Raw genomic sequence first — 14,498 nt, forward strand, 5'->3', positions numbered from 1 at the left:
CCATTTATACTGAAAAATCTCGTATACCTTAAATACAATCTGTCAAAGAAAGTTAATCGTCACTGCCCTCCTCCAGAAACCAGGGAATTTCTGTTTCAAAGTTCAACTGAATTCAGGCTTTGAAAAGCTCTCTGGTACCTGATTATTTTCCTTCGATAAACAAAATGCCAATTTATCGAGCGTATATGTATGATGGTCCTGCCAGTTTGTCATTGTACAAGTTTCACCTGTTAGGATCCTGCCGACAACATGATAAAACCCAATATACTGGTGATTATTATCCGCTTCGGTTGGAAAATGAGAAAGCATAACAGGTTTTTCTGGCATAATGCCTAGTTTCGTAAAAAAGGAAGTTTGTCCATCTTCCAAGCTTAAGACTGTCGATGCAAATTTCGACAATAAGAGCAAGCACATATCTCTATTTCATTACGATAATATTCGGCCGTTTTCTCCACATCGACTTCCAAAAGCCAATTCTTTATTACTATTTTTTTCAACATTACTACCCTCTTTCACTATTTACGATACTAATTACCTATCGAAAACATACAACTTCCGTATATAACTGTAAACATTTCCCTTGAAAAAGAAATTATTGACTAAAAAACCGACCGGACGGTACAATAAATATACATATACATATTGGAGGAGACGCATTATGGAATCAAAAGCAGATATGAAGCGCCATCTCATTATAGAAACAGCAAAAAGGCTTATTCATGAGCAAGGAATTACCAGCCTAACCCTTGACGCTGTTGCTAAAAAGGCAAGCATCAGTAAGGGCGGTCTTCTATATCACTATCCAAGTAAAGAAGCGTTAATGAAGGGAATTGCCATTGCTATTTTTGAAGATTTGGAGAATTGTATGGCAGAATACGCAGAGAAAGATCCAATTGAAGCAGGCAAATGGACTAGAGCTATGATTGAAGTTACGAAGGATGACTTAGAACATAATGCAGAGCTGAACGTTGCCGTAATGGCTTCCTCCTTATTGGACGAAACGGTGGCGGAAAGTATCTCAAACAGCTACCAAAGGGCGTTGACAAAGCTTGATAATGATGGCATTTCTCCTGTCACAGCGTCTGTTATCCGCTTAGCACTTGATGGTCTTTATTATTCACAAATGCTCGGTGTTGCTCCATTGAATAACACAAGGCAGTACGCTGTTCTTGACCAGCTCATGCAGATGACACGTAAGGGGGAGATGTGATGAGTCCGTATTTATTACTGGCAATTTCCATAATTAGTGAAGTATTTGCAAGCTCAATGCTTAAGGCAACGGACGGCTTCAGGAGACTGCTACCGACACTTGGGGTTGCGGCCGGCTATAGTATTGCCTTTTATGCTCTTTCGTTAACATTAAAAACATTGCCGCTTGGAACGGCATATGCCATTTGGGCGGGTGTTGGGACAGCACTAACTGCATTGGCGGGCGCATTATTTTATAAAGAGAGCTTAAACAAAAAGAAAATCCTTGGCCTTTTGCTTGTTATCGGCGGGGTTGTCCTCTTAAATATTGGCGTGGCTCATTAAAGAAAGGAGTTTTTACTATGAAAGGATATGTTTATTTAACCATTTCCATCATTACCGAGGTTTTTGCGACAACGATGCTGAAAATGGCAGAGGGCTTTACTGTGCTCCTCCCTTCCATCGGCGTCATTATTGGCTATGTACTTGCGTTTTATTTTATCTCAAAGGCACTACAATCACTACCATTAAGCCTATCGTATGCTATTTGGTCTGGGGTTGGGACAGCTGCAACAGCATTGATTGGCGTCATTCTTTGGAAGGAACTAATTACCCCTGTCATGCTTTGTGGTATTGTCCTTATTATCGGCGGTGTTTTCTTGTTAAATGGTTCTGAAAAAGGTGAAACAGCCAAAAAGCCAGCAAACTAAGTCTGGCTTTTCGGCTGTTTTTTTAACTAGAAGATTCCCACTTCTCATCTAATTTATCAGCATAAAAGCGTATAGCTTTCTGATAGTTTAATAGTTGTTCATCTGCAGTTGTATCCACCAAACAAGTTAACAGCAGCTTCATTGCTTGATCATGTTCCTTAAGATTGTAAAGGGTCATGGCGTAAAATGCTTGAAAGGCTTTATTTTGTGGAAATTTCTCTATCCCTTGTATAAAGGTATTTCGGGACTTCTCATACTCCCCTAATGTACGATAGGTGCTGCCGAGTCCAAGTAATGCACCCTCCAATTCATTCAGCGGCAATTTCAGCTCGATCGCTTTTTCGTAATAAAACACCGCTTTTCTTTCTTCCCCTAATAAATCAAAGCTCCATGCACATTGATAAAGGATGGAAGCATCATTAGGGAATTGTTGCGCCAAGTCTAAAAGCAAACGGTTTGAGTTGGCATGGTCTCCGCAAGCTCTTGCGTGCAATGCTGCTGATAATTCTTTATCCATCTAATCCCTCTTTCTAATAGATTATTTATACCATTTCAACATAGTCCCTTCTTTCCCTGCCAAAAATGAGAAACATTAGATTAATTCATTATTTTTCACAAATTCCACCTAAACCACTTGGATTAGTGCATTTTTTAAAGTATAATGAATATACAATAATAAGAACATTATAGGTTCCTTGATTTATAGACTATCCATTAGGAGGGATTACCGTGGTAAATCTTAATGAAGCAAAAAGAAGAATCATGATCCAAAAATTAGAGGTGTATGGCAACTATCCGTTTGATGCGTTACACAGCTTTTCTCTTTCTGAATTGAATAAAAGATACCATGAGTGTATGGCAGCAATGCATCCTCATGATGGAACAGGCTCTATTAAATGGAAAAAAAACTAAGATAATTTTTATCATTAAACCAACTTTATAGGTATGAATAATTAGATTTAACAACCAATAACAGATGAATATGCCGATCAGTCAGCCTGAAGGTCCTAATGTATAGTGTTTGCTATACTTAGGGCCTTTTATTTTTTAGCTTGAAGGGTGGTGATAGCTGCTAATCTGCTTTATGTTCTTTATGTTCTTTACGTTCTATTAAAATCGTATTGGAGGATACATAATGTTTTCATTAAAAAAAGCCTATTTTCTACTATCTGTCATTTTATTAACCTTAATCATTTCAGCATGCGGTGCTGCTTCTAACGGTTCTGGAGATGAAGATGGCGAAATTACCGTAAATATTGGTGTACAGCAAAGCATTTGGCCAATCCTGCTCGCTAAGGAAAAGGGCTGGTTCGAGGAAGAGTTCGAAAAGGCTGGTGCTAAGGTCAAGTGGGTCGAATTTCAAAGCGGTCCATCCTACTTTGAATCGATTGCCTCTAATCGCCTCGACTTCGGTCGAGTTGGGAATATACCAGTACTAGCAGGTCAAGGCGGCGGCATTAAATTTGAGGAAATTGCCACAGCAAGCACTGGTGAGCTTAGCGATGCGATCATCGTCCCAGAGAATAGCTCGATAAAAACAGCACAGGATTTGAAGGGCAAAAAAATCGCAGTTGCTAAAGGAAGCAGCGCTTATGGACTTTTATACAGAATGCTTGAAAAGGAAGGCATTAACCCATCAGAGCTAGAAATCATTCAACTTCAGCCAGATGAAGCACAGCCTGCTTTTGAAACCGGCTCTGTTGATGCATGGGCCATTTGGGAACCATATCAATCTGTTCAAGTCGTCAAAAACAAAGCGAAGGTAATCGCAACAGGCAAGGATATCGGCAGCTACAGTCCTGGCTTCCAAATTGTTCGCTCCGAATTTGCGAAAGAGCATCCAGAGCTTGTAGAACTGTATTTAAAAGTAACTGAAAAAGCAACAAGATGGCAAAATGAGCATAAAGAAGAAGCAATAAAAATTTACGCCGACTTAAAAAATACGGATGAAGAAATTATCAGCAGAGTGCTAGAAAATTCCGTACCGGAAAATACAGCTATCAGTGATGATATTATAAAGGAACAACAAGCAACAGCTGACTTGCTGTTAGAGCAAGGCGGTTTAACAAAAAAATTGGATGTAGCCGATGTTGTCAACAATACTTATATCGAAAAAGTGTTGCAGGAATACGATAACTAAAATAGATAGCCCCCCCTTTTCAACTGGGGGGGCTTTGTTGTTTTATATTCTTATTAGATTGCACATAAAACAGCAAGCAGCACCTTTAGCAATCAAATAAAAAGTCATTATACAGCATCACGAAATGGTATTTAGTAGTGAAAAATATGTTCACAGAAAAGGTCCTTTTTATCTGATGAAATGTTATAATATTTAAAATTATTGGAAGTAAATAACAAATAGAAAGGCTGATAAGAATGACATATGTAATTCGAAAAATAAAACAAGAAGATATTACACAAGTTCAAGATGTAGCAAAAACGACTTGGAATGCTACTTATGAAGGAATAATTCCTGAAGGGATACAAAAAAATTTCTTGAAATCAGCTTACAATGACGACAGAATGAAGCAACGATTAGTAAGCTCTACCCTTTATGTAGCTGAAGTAGAAGGGAAAGTTATTGGGTTTGCCAACTTTTCTCCAGTAAGAGAAGATGGTAAAGTGGAGTTAGGAGCCATTTATCTTTATCCAGAGCAGCAAGGGAAAGGTATCGGTACAGCATTGGTGAATGCGGGAATTAAAGATTTAGACGGTGTAAATGAAATTTATATAAATGTCGAAAAGGATAATAAGATCGGTAAGACCTTTTATGAAGCCAAAGGTTTTGAGGTTGTCAAAGAGTTTGATGACGATTTTGATGGTCACATCCTAAAGACAGTAAGAATGGTGTTAAAAGTTTAAAGCTCGCAGGCTGCGAGCTTTTTTGATGCATATAGATACTATTACTCCAAGTGATTTGTTTACAATCCTAAGGCGTACTATCCGAACCCGTTACTAAATAAGGGATACGTTCTCCTTAGCCGCATCTAATCCTAAATTGCTGCGCAGTGTGCCGCCAGCGTATTCTGTTTTGAATAAACCTCTGTTCTGCAGCTCTGGGATAACGAATTCTACGAACCGGGACAAGCCTTCACTCATTTGCTGTGGCATGATGTTAAAGCCGTCTGCTGCTCCATTTTCAAACCATAACTGCAATTCATCAGCAATACTCTCAGGTGTTCCAGCAATGGTGTAGTGCCCTCTGCCGCCAGCTAAACGCAATAACAGCTGTCTGATCGTCAGGTTTTCCTTTTTCGCTAAATCACTGATTAATTTTGTCCTGCTTTGATGGCCCTTAATTGCCTCTAAGTCAGGCAGCTCTGGGAATGGTCCATCTAACGGATAAGTTGTCAAGTCAAAGCCAACTCTGTTGGAAAGCTGTAAAAGACTGTATTCAGGATTAGTAAGCATATGAAGCTCTGTTTCTTTTGCGTTTGCCTCCGCCACTGTATTGGCAATAACAGGGCATATCCCAGGCAGGATTAATACTTTTTCTGGGTCGCGGCCATAGTCACGAACCCTTGATTTTAGCTTTTTATAGAAACTTTTAGCCTCTTCCAATGTTTGCTGTGCCGTAAACACGATTTCTGCATATTTTGCTGCGAAATCAATTCCATCCTTAGAGGAACCTGCTTGAACAATAACCGGTTTTCCTTGTGGAGATCGCGGACTGTTTAAGGGGCCCTTAACAGAAAAGTGGCTGCCTATATGGTTGATTTCATGAACCTTCTCACTTAATGCATAAACCCCTGCCTCCTTATCCTTAACAAGAGAGCCTTCCTCCCAGCTGTCCCAGAGCTTATGTGTCACCTCTAAAAACTCCGTTGCTCGTTTATATCTTTCCTCATGTCCTGCAATCTCTTCAAGACTGAAGTTCCTTGCTTCCTCATCTGTTCCGGATGTAATGACATTCCAGCCTGCCCTCCCATTGCTCAAATGGTCGAGGGAGGAGAAGCTTCTGGCAACATTGTAAGGCTCAGTAAAAGATGTTGAAACTGTTCCAATTAAACCGATGTTTTTAGTAACAGCTGCTAGAGCGGGCAAGAGGATAAGCGGCTCCATCCCTCCTCCGCCGAGCTCACCATACTGAACAGCTTTTTTCGAAACAGAATATCTGTTGGCCATAAAGATTGAATCAAATTTTGCTGCTTCTGCTTTTGCTGCAATTTCCTGATAATAAGCGAAATCTTGAACCCTTTCCACCTCGGAGGATGGATGCCTCCATGCCCCTTCATGATGTCCCATACTTGTTAAAAATAAATTCAACCGCATCTCTCTCGCAGAACGATTAGCCATATTAAGCCACTCCTTTTTCTTTTTTATCCTTTAAAGCTGTCCTGCCATTTGAGCAGTCTTCTTTCAAAAAGCCTAACAAATGAGTCAGACACTTTTCCAAATACAGCGAATATAATAATTCCCACAAATACAACCGTCGTCTGGGAGAACTGTCTTGCATCGGTAATTAGGTAGCCAATCCCTTCACTTGATCCCATAAGCTCTGCTGCTACTAATGCAAGCCATGCAGCACCTAACGCAAGACGGAGACCAAGCAGGATATTCGGCAATGCAGACGGTATAATTAAGTTTGTAATCTGCTTCCATTTGCTGTACTGCAAAACTTTCGCAACCTCAAACATTTTCCCATCGACACTGCGAATGCCAAGAAAAGCATTAACATAAAGGGGAAAAAACGCGCCTTTTGCAATGAGCAGAACCTTTGATACCTCGCCAAAGCCAAACCACAATATAAACAAAGGAATTACTGCTAATGTCGGAATTGTCCGCAGCATTTGCATTGTCGGATCAAGTGTATGTTCCACTTTGTTCGAAAACCCAACCGCCAACCCTGCCAGAAGCCCAAGTGATCCGCCAATTAAAAATCCGGCAATCGCCCGCAGAAAACTGACTTGAAAGTGATACAGCAGATTCCCATTCCTCCATAAATCTATGAAGGCCATAAAGATTTCGCTTGGTCTTGGCAGCAGCGTTTCTGACACAAATCCATAAATCCCGGCTGCCTCCCAAACAGCTATGAGAACTACTGGAAAAATTAAGCCCCTAAGGAAGATAATGAACCTTGAATCAAACTGCTTATTTTTCTTCTTACTATTCTTTGTTTTTTTCACAACTGTTTCTTCGTAAATTAGCTCTGTATTATTACTCAACGTACAGTCCCTCCAATCAGCTCATTATCCTTTTGCTCCGTTTTCTCAAATTCCCGTAATATTTGCTGGCGGTATGCTTGAAACGCCATGTCTGATTTCTTCCTTGGGTATGGTAAATTCACATCGATGGTTCTTTGAATGGACCCTGGTCTGGCATTCATAATCACAACCTTGTTACCTAAATAGATTGCTTCATCAAGATCATGTGTAACAAATAGCATCGTCGTTTTGTTTTCCTGCCATATATTTAAAAGAGCATCCTGCATATGTGTTCTTGTGAAAGCATCTAAAGCACCGAATGGTTCGTCAAGCAAAAGCACCTTCGGATTGCGTAGCAATGCTCTTGCGATTGCTGCTCTTTGGGCCATTCCACCAGAAAGCTCGCGCGGATACGATTTTGCAAAGCCGTCCAATTTCACTAGCTTAATTAACTCCGACACCTGCTTTTTTACGTCTTTATTCTTTAAGGAGAAGTTTGCCGCGATATTCTTTTCAACCGTATGCCATGGAAACAGTCGCGGTTCTTGAAAGATAAAGCCCTTATCAATGCTTGGACCAGCAACTTCCTCTCCATCAATCAGTACAGAGCCAGTTGTATCGATATCAAGGCCAGCGATAATTTTCAACAACGTGCTTTTTCCACATCCGCTTGGACCGATAATTGTAATGAATTCCCCTTTTTCTACCGTTAAATCAATATCCTTTAATGCGTGTGTATCACCGCTTTTCGAGCTGAAACTTTTATTTAAATCATGGACTGCAAGTAATGCCATTGAAAACTTCTCCCTTCTTTGTCTTCAAACATTGAAATTAATATGTACAAAAAAAAGACACGCGCTACCAATAGCAATCGTGTCTTCTCCGGATGACCGGTCGAATGACTTTATGTTATCAGCCTTTTTTAGGATTATCCGCTTGAATTCGGATTTTTTCTTCCCGTTCAATTTGAGCAATCTTTCCAGCATGGAGTGTGATTGTAACAGAACCGTACTCAATTTCCTTTAAAATCGAAATGATATATTTTTCATTTTCGAAAGTCACTTCTGCCATTTTAATAACCCCTTTACGAATTTTTTTCGATTCTTTGCTAGATAAAAAAAGCCGCTTACTCCATTTATCTGGGTAGCGGCCTTCAGTTTTCTGATCAGCACTATTATTCTTTTCTATTTTTCAAGCGTGCAAATTCAATTTCTAAATCTGTTAGTGTTAATTCATACAAATGCTGTTCGCCTTTTTTATAATGCTTAGCAGCTATTAAATAATCAATTATATAATGCTTTCGTCTATCAACCAACTCTCTTAATATACGAGACATTGTCATCTCCCCTTAGTAAACTAGTCGAATACTAATTAATCTAATCTTTTTACTTGGTTTTAGAACAAAATATAATTAACGGTGAATTTTTTCCATATATGTCGCCTTATAGTCTACTGTATCTGGATACTTGATGCCAACACCTGTATTCAAGCAAACTACTTTTTCAGCCTTACCTATCCAGCCTATTTCACGCAGTTTGTCTGCTGCGGCAACTGTTGCTGCGCCTTCTGGACAAATGAACTGTCCCTCTGACTTTGCAATAAGCTGCTGGGCATTTGTGATTTCTTCTTCTGACACTGCTATCGCACGGCCATTTGTCTCATAGATAGCCTCTAAAACAAGGAAATCGCCTAAAGCCTTAGGCACATTTATTCCAAATGCCTTTGTTTCAGAGTTATCCCAAAAGTCAGATTCCTTTTCGCCTTCTTCATACGCTTTAACAATCGGGGCACAGCCTTCTGCCTGGACGGCAACTAAACGTGGGAATGGACCATTAATCCAGCCAAGCTCCTGCATTTCAAGAAACGCCTTATAAATACCGATTAATCCAACGCCACCTCCAGTTGGATAAAGAATAACATCCGGAAGCTCCCAGCCAAATTGTTCAGCAATTTCATACCCCATCGTCTTTTTCCCTTCGATGCGATACGGCTCCTTTAATGTAGATGCATCGAAATAACCGTTTTCTTTTATAAGCTGTGCGGTAATTTTTCCTGCATCACTGATTACTCCATCAACAAGGTATAACTCTCCCCCAGATATACTTACTTCTTTTCTCGTGATTTCCGGGGCATCTAATGGCATTACCACATGTGCACGAATTCCAGCTTTTGCTGAATAAAGGGACCATGCTGCACCTGCATTGCCATTTGTCGGCATTGCCAGTTCCGTTACACCTAGCTCCTTTGCTTTGGAAACACCGACTGCAGCTCCTCTTGCTTTAAAGGAACCTGTTGGGACAAGTCCTTCATCCTTTAAATAAAGCTGCTGGAGCTGTAATTCCTCTCCTGCTCTCTCTAGTGGAAGCAGTGGTGTCATCCCTTCTCCTAATGTTTTTACATTCTTTTCATTAAGCACTGGAAGGACCTCGTGGTATCTCCAAAGGATTTTTCCCTGCCTTGTAAATCGTCCTTATGAATGATATTTTTTAATGATTGCAGCTCATAACGCGCAAGCAGTGGCGAGCCACAGCTACATAGTTGCTGTATTTCTTCGGCAGAATATTGCTGGCTGCATTTCGGGCATTCTAGATTGTTTATGTAGCTATATCTCATACTATCCTCCAAAATTAATTTTTTTAAGATGAAAAAAGAGACCAACAAAATACAGGCCGGAATGGACTCGTAGTTCGCTGAATCTCTAGTGATCTAGTCGATTCTTTTAAATATTTTGCCAAATCTGATAAACCTATGTTAACAGCATCTAAAAGTTGTTGTCAATCATTTTTTAGGGTATTCTGATTGATTTACTTGGAATAATAGTTTAGTCCCATTATTCCGTTTGTATTTTTTCTTTTTCCGCTTGTCTCTTGTTAGGATAGACTGTCGTAACATAATGATAAAACAGTCCAGTAATTGATTGAGTAAATAAAAAAATGGGAAAGGCAAATGGTAAGCTATAATTATTCTGATATGTAATAATATGCAGGACGGTGAACAGCCACTGTGCAAGAACTCCGAAAACAGCCCAGCCTGCTACATAATATCCAAATGTTTTTTTATGTATTTTCAACACTTCATAAAAATACATAAAGGCGTAGCCAAAAGGACCGTATAACGCATAATAAACCAAATCAAATAACTCATAATGGTTTGTGTCATTTTCGCGGTATAAATCCAGTAAGCCTCCCCCTATTGTAAAGTCATACACGATCCCAGTTGATATTCCCCATAATAAACTCATACATGTTATTTCCCTGCGAAGCTTCTTTGGCGAAAACACTACAAATAAATAAGCAACTATTATAAAAAGCAATAAGGAAATTTCATTGATATCAAATTTTCCAATCCAAATCAACGTACCAGCACCTCATTTTCTTTTTCCACTATATATGTTTGATACCACTTATGAATCAATAGCCCGAAAATATGCAGTGCAATATAATAAAGCAAATCATAAAGTATGGACCAGTCTTTAACTGTTGTAACCTTTAACATATGACTAATACTAGTCAAGCCTAATATAACCAATGTTGAAACGATAATGTGCATGAACTTTTTAAGAAGTGAAGCATCTGATTTCCCAAAATTCAATGAAATTAAAACAAATAGCGGGATAATAATGCTCCTTTTAATTAAATAAGCGACAAAATCCCACGTATCATGGGAATAGGTAATGAAACCAAGCTCTTCATAAATAAGCCATGTCCAATTAAGATTCACAATTAATACACATAAAAACAGCACGGTATTTTCTACGACACTAAACTTCTTTTTTTGTACAAAAAAACAAATGATGGAAAACCAGCCTATAAAAAAGTAAATTGCAAACGCCATTTTAACCTCCAATGACTTTTTTTCTAGTATTTCCTTTAAAAGTACACATTATGATACAGATTTTACCGTTCGGCTCGTCTTTTTTTTAAGGACTACACGAATGCCTTACCGTTTTTTCAAATACTTCATTTAATAATAAAGAGTAAATTTAGATTGAAGAAGAGAGGTGTAAAAATGAGGGAGCAGGAACTGCACATTTTTCTTCACATCCCAAAAACAGGCGGATCTACCTTAAACTCCATTTTCACAAGACAATTTTCAGCACAGGAATTGTATGACCATGAGTTTTTTCAAAATAAAATTGTCCCTATTGCTGACCTAACTTCCGAAGATAGGATGCAAATTAATGCGATTGCAGGGCATCTTCTGTATGGAGCTCATGAACAATTTACAAAACCGTACCATTATTTCACGATGCTGCGCCATCCAGTCGACAGAGTTCTTTCGTTATATTCTTACTTAAGAAACTATCCAGGCTATGAAAGACTGCAGAACATGACATTAGAGGAATATGTTCGGACTGAACCAGAGGCCAAAAATGGTCAAACTCTCCTTTTGTGCGGCTACCCATTGCAATATAATGTCAGCCTTGCGAAAAAACGGCTGGAATCATTCGATGTAGTTGGCATTACAGAAAGATTCGATGAATCCTTGTATTTGCTCAAATCGGCCTTTGGTTGGACAGACATCCATTATGAGAAGGTAAACATCACAAAAACAAGGTTAAAGCGTACGGATGTACCATTAGAAACAATTAAGCTGATTGAGGAGCATAACAAGCTCGATATAGAGCTGTATCATTTCGCTAAAGAGCTGCTTCAAAAAAGGCTAAAAAACTTGTCCAAACGGGAAAAAAAGGCCATGAAAAGCTTCGTACAAAAACAAAAAAGCATGAACAAGCAAAGTAAAAAAGCAAAGCCTAATTAATCTAGCTTTGCTTTTTTACTTTCCCGATTTAATCACTATGTTCAGCATAATATGTTATTTACTAACAGAGATCCCTTTCATACCAGTTTTCACTAATATAATTATGTATAACAGGATTGGGAGCATAAACTGCAGCGGCATACTTAATAAATAATGAATTACCCGCAGTCCTTCATATACATGGTCAGCAAAATATCTACTGATAAAAATCGAATAAACAGAGATAATGAACACCATTGGCATAACAAAATAGCGATACGGAAGCTTAAAGATATATTCAAGCCCTTTTAATCCCCCATAAATAAAAACCGAGCTTTTTACAAGAACACCGAGCATAATCATAAACACAGAAATAACATCTATCCTTTCGATAAATTCGCCAATTGAGACAAGTCTTGTCGCAGATAGAAGCGGAAAGTTGGCACGAAGAGCAATATTGCTTCCTAAAGAAGTCGTAATCAAAAAGCTTGTTAATGTTAAAAAAAGCCCGGAAGAAACTACAGAGACAAAATACGTTAACCGGCTATCCTTTAAATTTGTTACTAATGGCAGAATACACATGAAAACAACCATTTCTCCATAAGGTCTTGCCACTTCATACGGAAACATGCTTTTAATGAAAATTCCTATCCCTCGCCCCATTACTGGCTGGATATTTTCCAGTGTAATACTTCTGCTTCCATACAAGAAAATGATCAGTAACAATAAAAAGAAAATGGAATAAGGTATCAACACCTCTGTGGTCCGCCCAAGCACTTCTATACCAAGATATAAAATATAGCCTAGCAAAACGGTTAATGTTAAAGAAATAAATTCAATTGGAGTTATTGGCAAGATTGCAGCTGAGGTTAACTCACTGAAATCTCTTACAATACGGGCGGCAATATAAAAAAAATAAACTGCATAGATAAAGCTGATGAAAACAGCGACAGGTCTGCCAAAGCAATACTCTAAAATTTGATACAAATTTTTGTCTGGCAGCATATAAATAATTTTAAAATAAAAAAACGCAACGATAACGCCTATAAAAGTTGACAACAGGATAACGAGCCAGCTATCTTCTCTTGCCTCTATGCCAATCCCAAAAACTAAAGAGCTCCCTAGGTTAAAGGCTAATATTAATGCAAATAATTGTGTAAGAGAAACTTTTTCTGTTAACATAGCTGCTGCTTCCCTCTTTCCCTACCTTTATCATTCAGCAGAAAGTAATCAAGCCTATAATTCCCATTATTATGTGGGAATATGTATGGCCATTAAGGGAAACTTTATATAAATGGGAAAAGAGGCTGGGGCATAAGTAAGTGAATCTGCATAAAAACCGAACTACTTAATCAACCAATTATTAAATAGTTCGGCTTTTTTGTGTTTTTTAGTTTTAATACACTGATTAGAAAACTTAGTGGAATGGAGCGGAGGTCACTCGACTCCTGCGGGAAATAGAGGAAAGGCTTAGACCCCGCAGGCGAAGACGAGGAGGCTCAGCTTCCTCCCCGCGGAAAGCGAGTGGCTGCAGCGCAATGAAACGAACTAATTTTAAACCCATATACTATTTAGTCACGTGCTTCTTTTTTCAAATTTAGATGTAATTTTATTATTCGTGTTTAGAAAGGTTATCTTTTGTTTTGTCCCAGCCTCTAATTTCAGTATTTTGCTAGAACAGTATATAATTCACGGAGGTCATCTATTACTTGATCTGCTTGAACAAGCTCTGATTCCTGCGCAAAGTCAAAGTTACAGCCAATCGCAAGCAACTCATTTGCTTTTGCTGCTTGAATATCTGACAATCGGTCACCAACTACAGCACCTGAGGTTATATTATATTTCTCGATTACTGCTTTCACTAAATCAGCTTTATCCAATGTATCGATTTGCGCGATACTGAATGTTTCTGTTACCCAATTATCTAAATTGTAGTACTCTGCAATTGCCTTTAAATAGGCGGGCAGCCCATTGCTTGCGATGAAAATAGAGTAGCCGTTCTCCTTCAATAAAGCAAGTATCTGTATTACATATGGATATAATGCGCCTTTACCATTGCGAATATTTTCGACCAATCTCTCCAGAAAATAAGCATCTGTTCCCGCACGGACTTCCTTGCTATGTTGAGGTAATAGAGCCTCCCATACTTGCGGAAGCGGTACTCCCATAATCTCACGGTATTTCTCTATAGGTGTTTTATCATTCCAGAGATTTTTTTCTCTTAAACATTGAAATGCATCCTCAAGTGATAATTCGAGAATAGTATTCGTTTGGAATAACGTCCCGTCCATGTCAAATATAACGGCATCTAGCATGGAAACTCTCCTTTTTTATAAGACTACCAATCAAGAGCAACGGAGAGGACTTAAACGTGCTAGAATATTTACTTAAGCGGCCTGCCTGATACTATATGCCAATGGAGATGCTTTGAATCTTGATATTTTCCTAAGTTAGTAATTACACGGCATGCCCCGTATTCCTCTGTTACCATTTTTTGCTGATTTTGAATAACGCTCAAAAGCTCCAGCAATAAGGGGTGAACACTTTCCTCCAGTGTTAGCAGGGAGGAAATATGCTTTTTCGGTATTGCGACAATATGAACTGGATAAAAAGGCAATGTATGATAATATGCCAACACATTTTCTGTTTCTAACACTTTCTTTACAATCGTTTTGCCACTCAGCACTTCCTCACAATAAAAATCCTCTGTTATCTT

At 38.7% G+C, this 14,498-nt stretch carries 19 protein-coding genes and 1 pseudogene; 7 read left to right on the forward strand and 13 right to left on the reverse strand.

Annotated features, from left to right (window positions below):
• Nucleotides 1–102: 102 nt before the first annotated feature.
• Nucleotides 103–399 carry a hypothetical protein gene (locus CEQ21_RS24755; RefSeq protein WP_185766846.1) on the reverse strand — a complete coding sequence of 99 codons (297 nt, stop codon included), beginning with the start codon at nt 397–399 and terminating at the stop codon, nt 103–105.
• Nucleotides 400–658: 259 nt separating this feature from the next.
• On the opposite strand from CEQ21_RS24755, the gene CEQ21_RS24760 reads away from it, so the two are divergent.
• Genes CEQ21_RS24760 through CEQ21_RS24770 form a run of 3 tightly spaced genes read left to right on the forward strand, consistent with a single transcriptional unit; the run spans nt 659 to nt 1,898 of the window.
• Complete coding sequence (locus CEQ21_RS24760; RefSeq protein ID WP_185766847.1) at nt 659–1,210, forward strand: TetR/AcrR family transcriptional regulator; 552 nt, start codon at nt 659–661, stop codon at nt 1,208–1,210.
• Nucleotides 1,210–1,533, forward strand: a complete 324-nt coding sequence (locus tag CEQ21_RS24765; protein WP_328593493.1) for a DMT family transporter — start codon at nt 1,210–1,212, stop codon at nt 1,531–1,533. Before CEQ21_RS24760 ends, CEQ21_RS24765 begins: the two co-directional genes overlap by 1 nt.
• A gap of 17 nt (nt 1,534–1,550) precedes the next feature.
• Nucleotides 1,551–1,898, forward strand: coding sequence for a DMT family transporter (locus CEQ21_RS24770; RefSeq protein WP_185766849.1), 348 nt, complete (start codon nt 1,551–1,553; stop codon nt 1,896–1,898).
• 22 nt (nt 1,899–1,920) lie between these two features.
• On the opposite strand, the gene CEQ21_RS24775 is transcribed toward CEQ21_RS24770, so the two are convergent.
• Complete coding sequence (locus CEQ21_RS24775) at nt 1,921–2,415, reverse strand: tetratricopeptide repeat protein (protein WP_185766850.1); 495 nt, start codon at nt 2,413–2,415, stop codon at nt 1,921–1,923.
• A 212-nt stretch (nt 2,416–2,627) separates the two neighbouring features.
• On the opposite strand from CEQ21_RS24775, the gene CEQ21_RS24780 reads away from it, so the two are divergent.
• From CEQ21_RS24780 to CEQ21_RS24790, 3 genes are all read left to right on the forward strand, one after another.
• Nucleotides 2,628–2,810: a hypothetical protein gene (locus CEQ21_RS24780; RefSeq protein ID WP_185766851.1), complete on the forward strand. Its 183-nt coding sequence runs from the start codon at nt 2,628–2,630 to the stop codon at nt 2,808–2,810.
• A gap of 223 nt (nt 2,811–3,033) precedes the next feature.
• Nucleotides 3,034–4,038: an aliphatic sulfonate ABC transporter substrate-binding protein gene (locus CEQ21_RS24785; protein ID WP_185766852.1), complete on the forward strand. Its 1,005-nt coding sequence runs from the start codon at nt 3,034–3,036 to the stop codon at nt 4,036–4,038.
• 236 nt (nt 4,039–4,274) lie between these two features.
• Complete coding sequence (locus CEQ21_RS24790) at nt 4,275–4,760, forward strand: GNAT family N-acetyltransferase (RefSeq protein ID WP_185766853.1); 486 nt, start codon at nt 4,275–4,277, stop codon at nt 4,758–4,760.
• 93 nt (nt 4,761–4,853) lie between these two features.
• Here the strand turns inward: CEQ21_RS24790 and CEQ21_RS24795 are convergent, their stop codons facing one another.
• The 8 genes and pseudogenes from CEQ21_RS24795 to CEQ21_RS24830 form a co-directional block, all read right to left on the reverse strand.
• The gene (locus CEQ21_RS24795) at nt 4,854–6,194 is read right to left on the reverse strand and encodes an LLM class flavin-dependent oxidoreductase (protein WP_185766854.1); all 1,341 of its coding nucleotides are present in this window, start codon (nt 6,192–6,194) and stop codon (nt 4,854–4,856) included.
• A 23-nt stretch (nt 6,195–6,217) separates the two neighbouring features.
• A complete protein-coding gene (locus tag CEQ21_RS24800) occupies nt 6,218–7,063 on the reverse strand; it encodes an ABC transporter permease (RefSeq protein ID WP_235907334.1) in 846 nt (281 codons plus the stop codon).
• Nucleotides 7,060–7,836 (reverse strand): ABC transporter ATP-binding protein, encoded by a 777-nt coding sequence (locus tag CEQ21_RS24805; RefSeq protein ID WP_185766855.1) that lies wholly within the window; start codon nt 7,834–7,836, stop codon nt 7,060–7,062. The genes CEQ21_RS24800 and CEQ21_RS24805 overlap by 4 nt, the downstream gene beginning before the upstream one ends.
• A gap of 118 nt (nt 7,837–7,954) precedes the next feature.
• Complete coding sequence (locus tag CEQ21_RS24810) at nt 7,955–8,113, reverse strand: YezD family protein (protein ID WP_127734359.1); 159 nt, start codon at nt 8,111–8,113, stop codon at nt 7,955–7,957.
• Nucleotides 8,114–8,216: 103 nt separating this feature from the next.
• Entirely contained in the window at nt 8,217–8,378 is a 162-nt protein-coding gene (locus tag CEQ21_RS24815) for a Fur-regulated basic protein FbpA (RefSeq protein WP_185766856.1), read from the reverse strand.
• A gap of 75 nt (nt 8,379–8,453) precedes the next feature.
• A pseudogene (locus CEQ21_RS24820) lies at nt 8,454–9,655 on the reverse strand (threonine synthase).
• Between the two features lie 217 nt (nt 9,656–9,872).
• Nucleotides 9,873–10,397: a hypothetical protein gene (locus tag CEQ21_RS24825; protein ID WP_185766857.1), complete on the reverse strand. Its 525-nt coding sequence runs from the start codon at nt 10,395–10,397 to the stop codon at nt 9,873–9,875.
• Nucleotides 10,394–10,876 carry a hypothetical protein gene (locus CEQ21_RS24830; RefSeq protein WP_185766858.1) on the reverse strand — a complete coding sequence of 161 codons (483 nt, stop codon included), beginning with the start codon at nt 10,874–10,876 and terminating at the stop codon, nt 10,394–10,396. The genes CEQ21_RS24825 and CEQ21_RS24830 overlap by 4 nt, the downstream gene beginning before the upstream one ends.
• Nucleotides 10,877–11,050: 174 nt before the next feature.
• Between CEQ21_RS24830 and CEQ21_RS24835 the strand changes: the two genes are divergently transcribed.
• A complete protein-coding gene (locus tag CEQ21_RS24835) occupies nt 11,051–11,803 on the forward strand; it encodes a sulfotransferase family 2 domain-containing protein (RefSeq protein WP_185766859.1) in 753 nt (250 codons plus the stop codon).
• A gap of 54 nt (nt 11,804–11,857) precedes the next feature.
• On the opposite strand, the gene CEQ21_RS24840 is transcribed toward CEQ21_RS24835, so the two are convergent.
• From CEQ21_RS24840 to CEQ21_RS24850, 3 genes are all read right to left on the reverse strand, one after another.
• Complete coding sequence (locus tag CEQ21_RS24840) at nt 11,858–12,964, reverse strand: GerAB/ArcD/ProY family transporter (RefSeq protein WP_185766860.1); 1,107 nt, start codon at nt 12,962–12,964, stop codon at nt 11,858–11,860.
• 479 nt (nt 12,965–13,443) lie between these two features.
• Entirely contained in the window at nt 13,444–14,097 is a 654-nt protein-coding gene (locus CEQ21_RS24845; protein ID WP_185766861.1) for an HAD family hydrolase, read from the reverse strand.
• Nucleotides 14,098–14,165: 68 nt separating this feature from the next.
• Complete coding sequence (locus CEQ21_RS24850; RefSeq protein WP_185767416.1) at nt 14,166–14,495, reverse strand: HIT domain-containing protein; 330 nt, start codon at nt 14,493–14,495, stop codon at nt 14,166–14,168.
• Nucleotides 14,496–14,498: the final 3 nt, after the last annotated feature.

The organism is Niallia circulans, assembly GCF_007273535.1.
In the GTDB taxonomy this organism is placed as follows: Bacteria; Bacillota; Bacilli; order Bacillales; family Cytobacillaceae; genus Niallia; species Niallia circulans_B.

Bases quoted from the DNA above. Each gene is read 5' to 3' on its own strand.
- CEQ21_RS24760 (WP_185766847.1), top strand. From the start codon at position 659: ATGGAATCAAAAGCAGATATGAAGCGCCATCTCATTATAGAAACAGCA.
- CEQ21_RS24765 (WP_328593493.1), top strand. From the start codon at position 1,210: ATGAGTCCGTATTTATTACTGGCAATTTCCATAATTAGTGAAGTATTT.
- CEQ21_RS24770 (WP_185766849.1), top strand. From the start codon at position 1,551: ATGAAAGGATATGTTTATTTAACCATTTCCATCATTACCGAGGTTTTT.
- CEQ21_RS24775 (WP_185766850.1), bottom strand. From the start codon at position 2,415: ATGGATAAAGAATTATCAGCAGCATTGCACGCAAGAGCTTGCGGAGAC.
- CEQ21_RS24785 (WP_185766852.1), top strand. From the start codon at position 3,034: ATGTTTTCATTAAAAAAAGCCTATTTTCTACTATCTGTCATTTTATTA.
- CEQ21_RS24790 (WP_185766853.1), top strand. From the start codon at position 4,275: ATGACATATGTAATTCGAAAAATAAAACAAGAAGATATTACACAAGTT.
- CEQ21_RS24795 (WP_185766854.1), bottom strand. From the start codon at position 6,194: ATGGCTAATCGTTCTGCGAGAGAGATGCGGTTGAATTTATTTTTAACA.
- CEQ21_RS24805 (WP_185766855.1), bottom strand. From the start codon at position 7,836: ATGGCATTACTTGCAGTCCATGATTTAAATAAAAGTTTCAGCTCGAAA.
- CEQ21_RS24810 (WP_127734359.1), bottom strand. From the start codon at position 8,113: ATGGCAGAAGTGACTTTCGAAAATGAAAAATATATCATTTCGATTTTA.
- CEQ21_RS24815 (WP_185766856.1), bottom strand. From the start codon at position 8,378: ATGTCTCGTATATTAAGAGAGTTGGTTGATAGACGAAAGCATTATATA.
- CEQ21_RS24830 (WP_185766858.1), bottom strand. From the start codon at position 10,876: ATGGCGTTTGCAATTTACTTTTTTATAGGCTGGTTTTCCATCATTTGT.
- CEQ21_RS24835 (WP_185766859.1), top strand. From the start codon at position 11,051: ATGAGGGAGCAGGAACTGCACATTTTTCTTCACATCCCAAAAACAGGC.
- CEQ21_RS24840 (WP_185766860.1), bottom strand. From the start codon at position 12,964: ATGTTAACAGAAAAAGTTTCTCTTACACAATTATTTGCATTAATATTA.
- CEQ21_RS24845 (WP_185766861.1), bottom strand. From the start codon at position 14,097: ATGCTAGATGCCGTTATATTTGACATGGACGGGACGTTATTCCAAACG.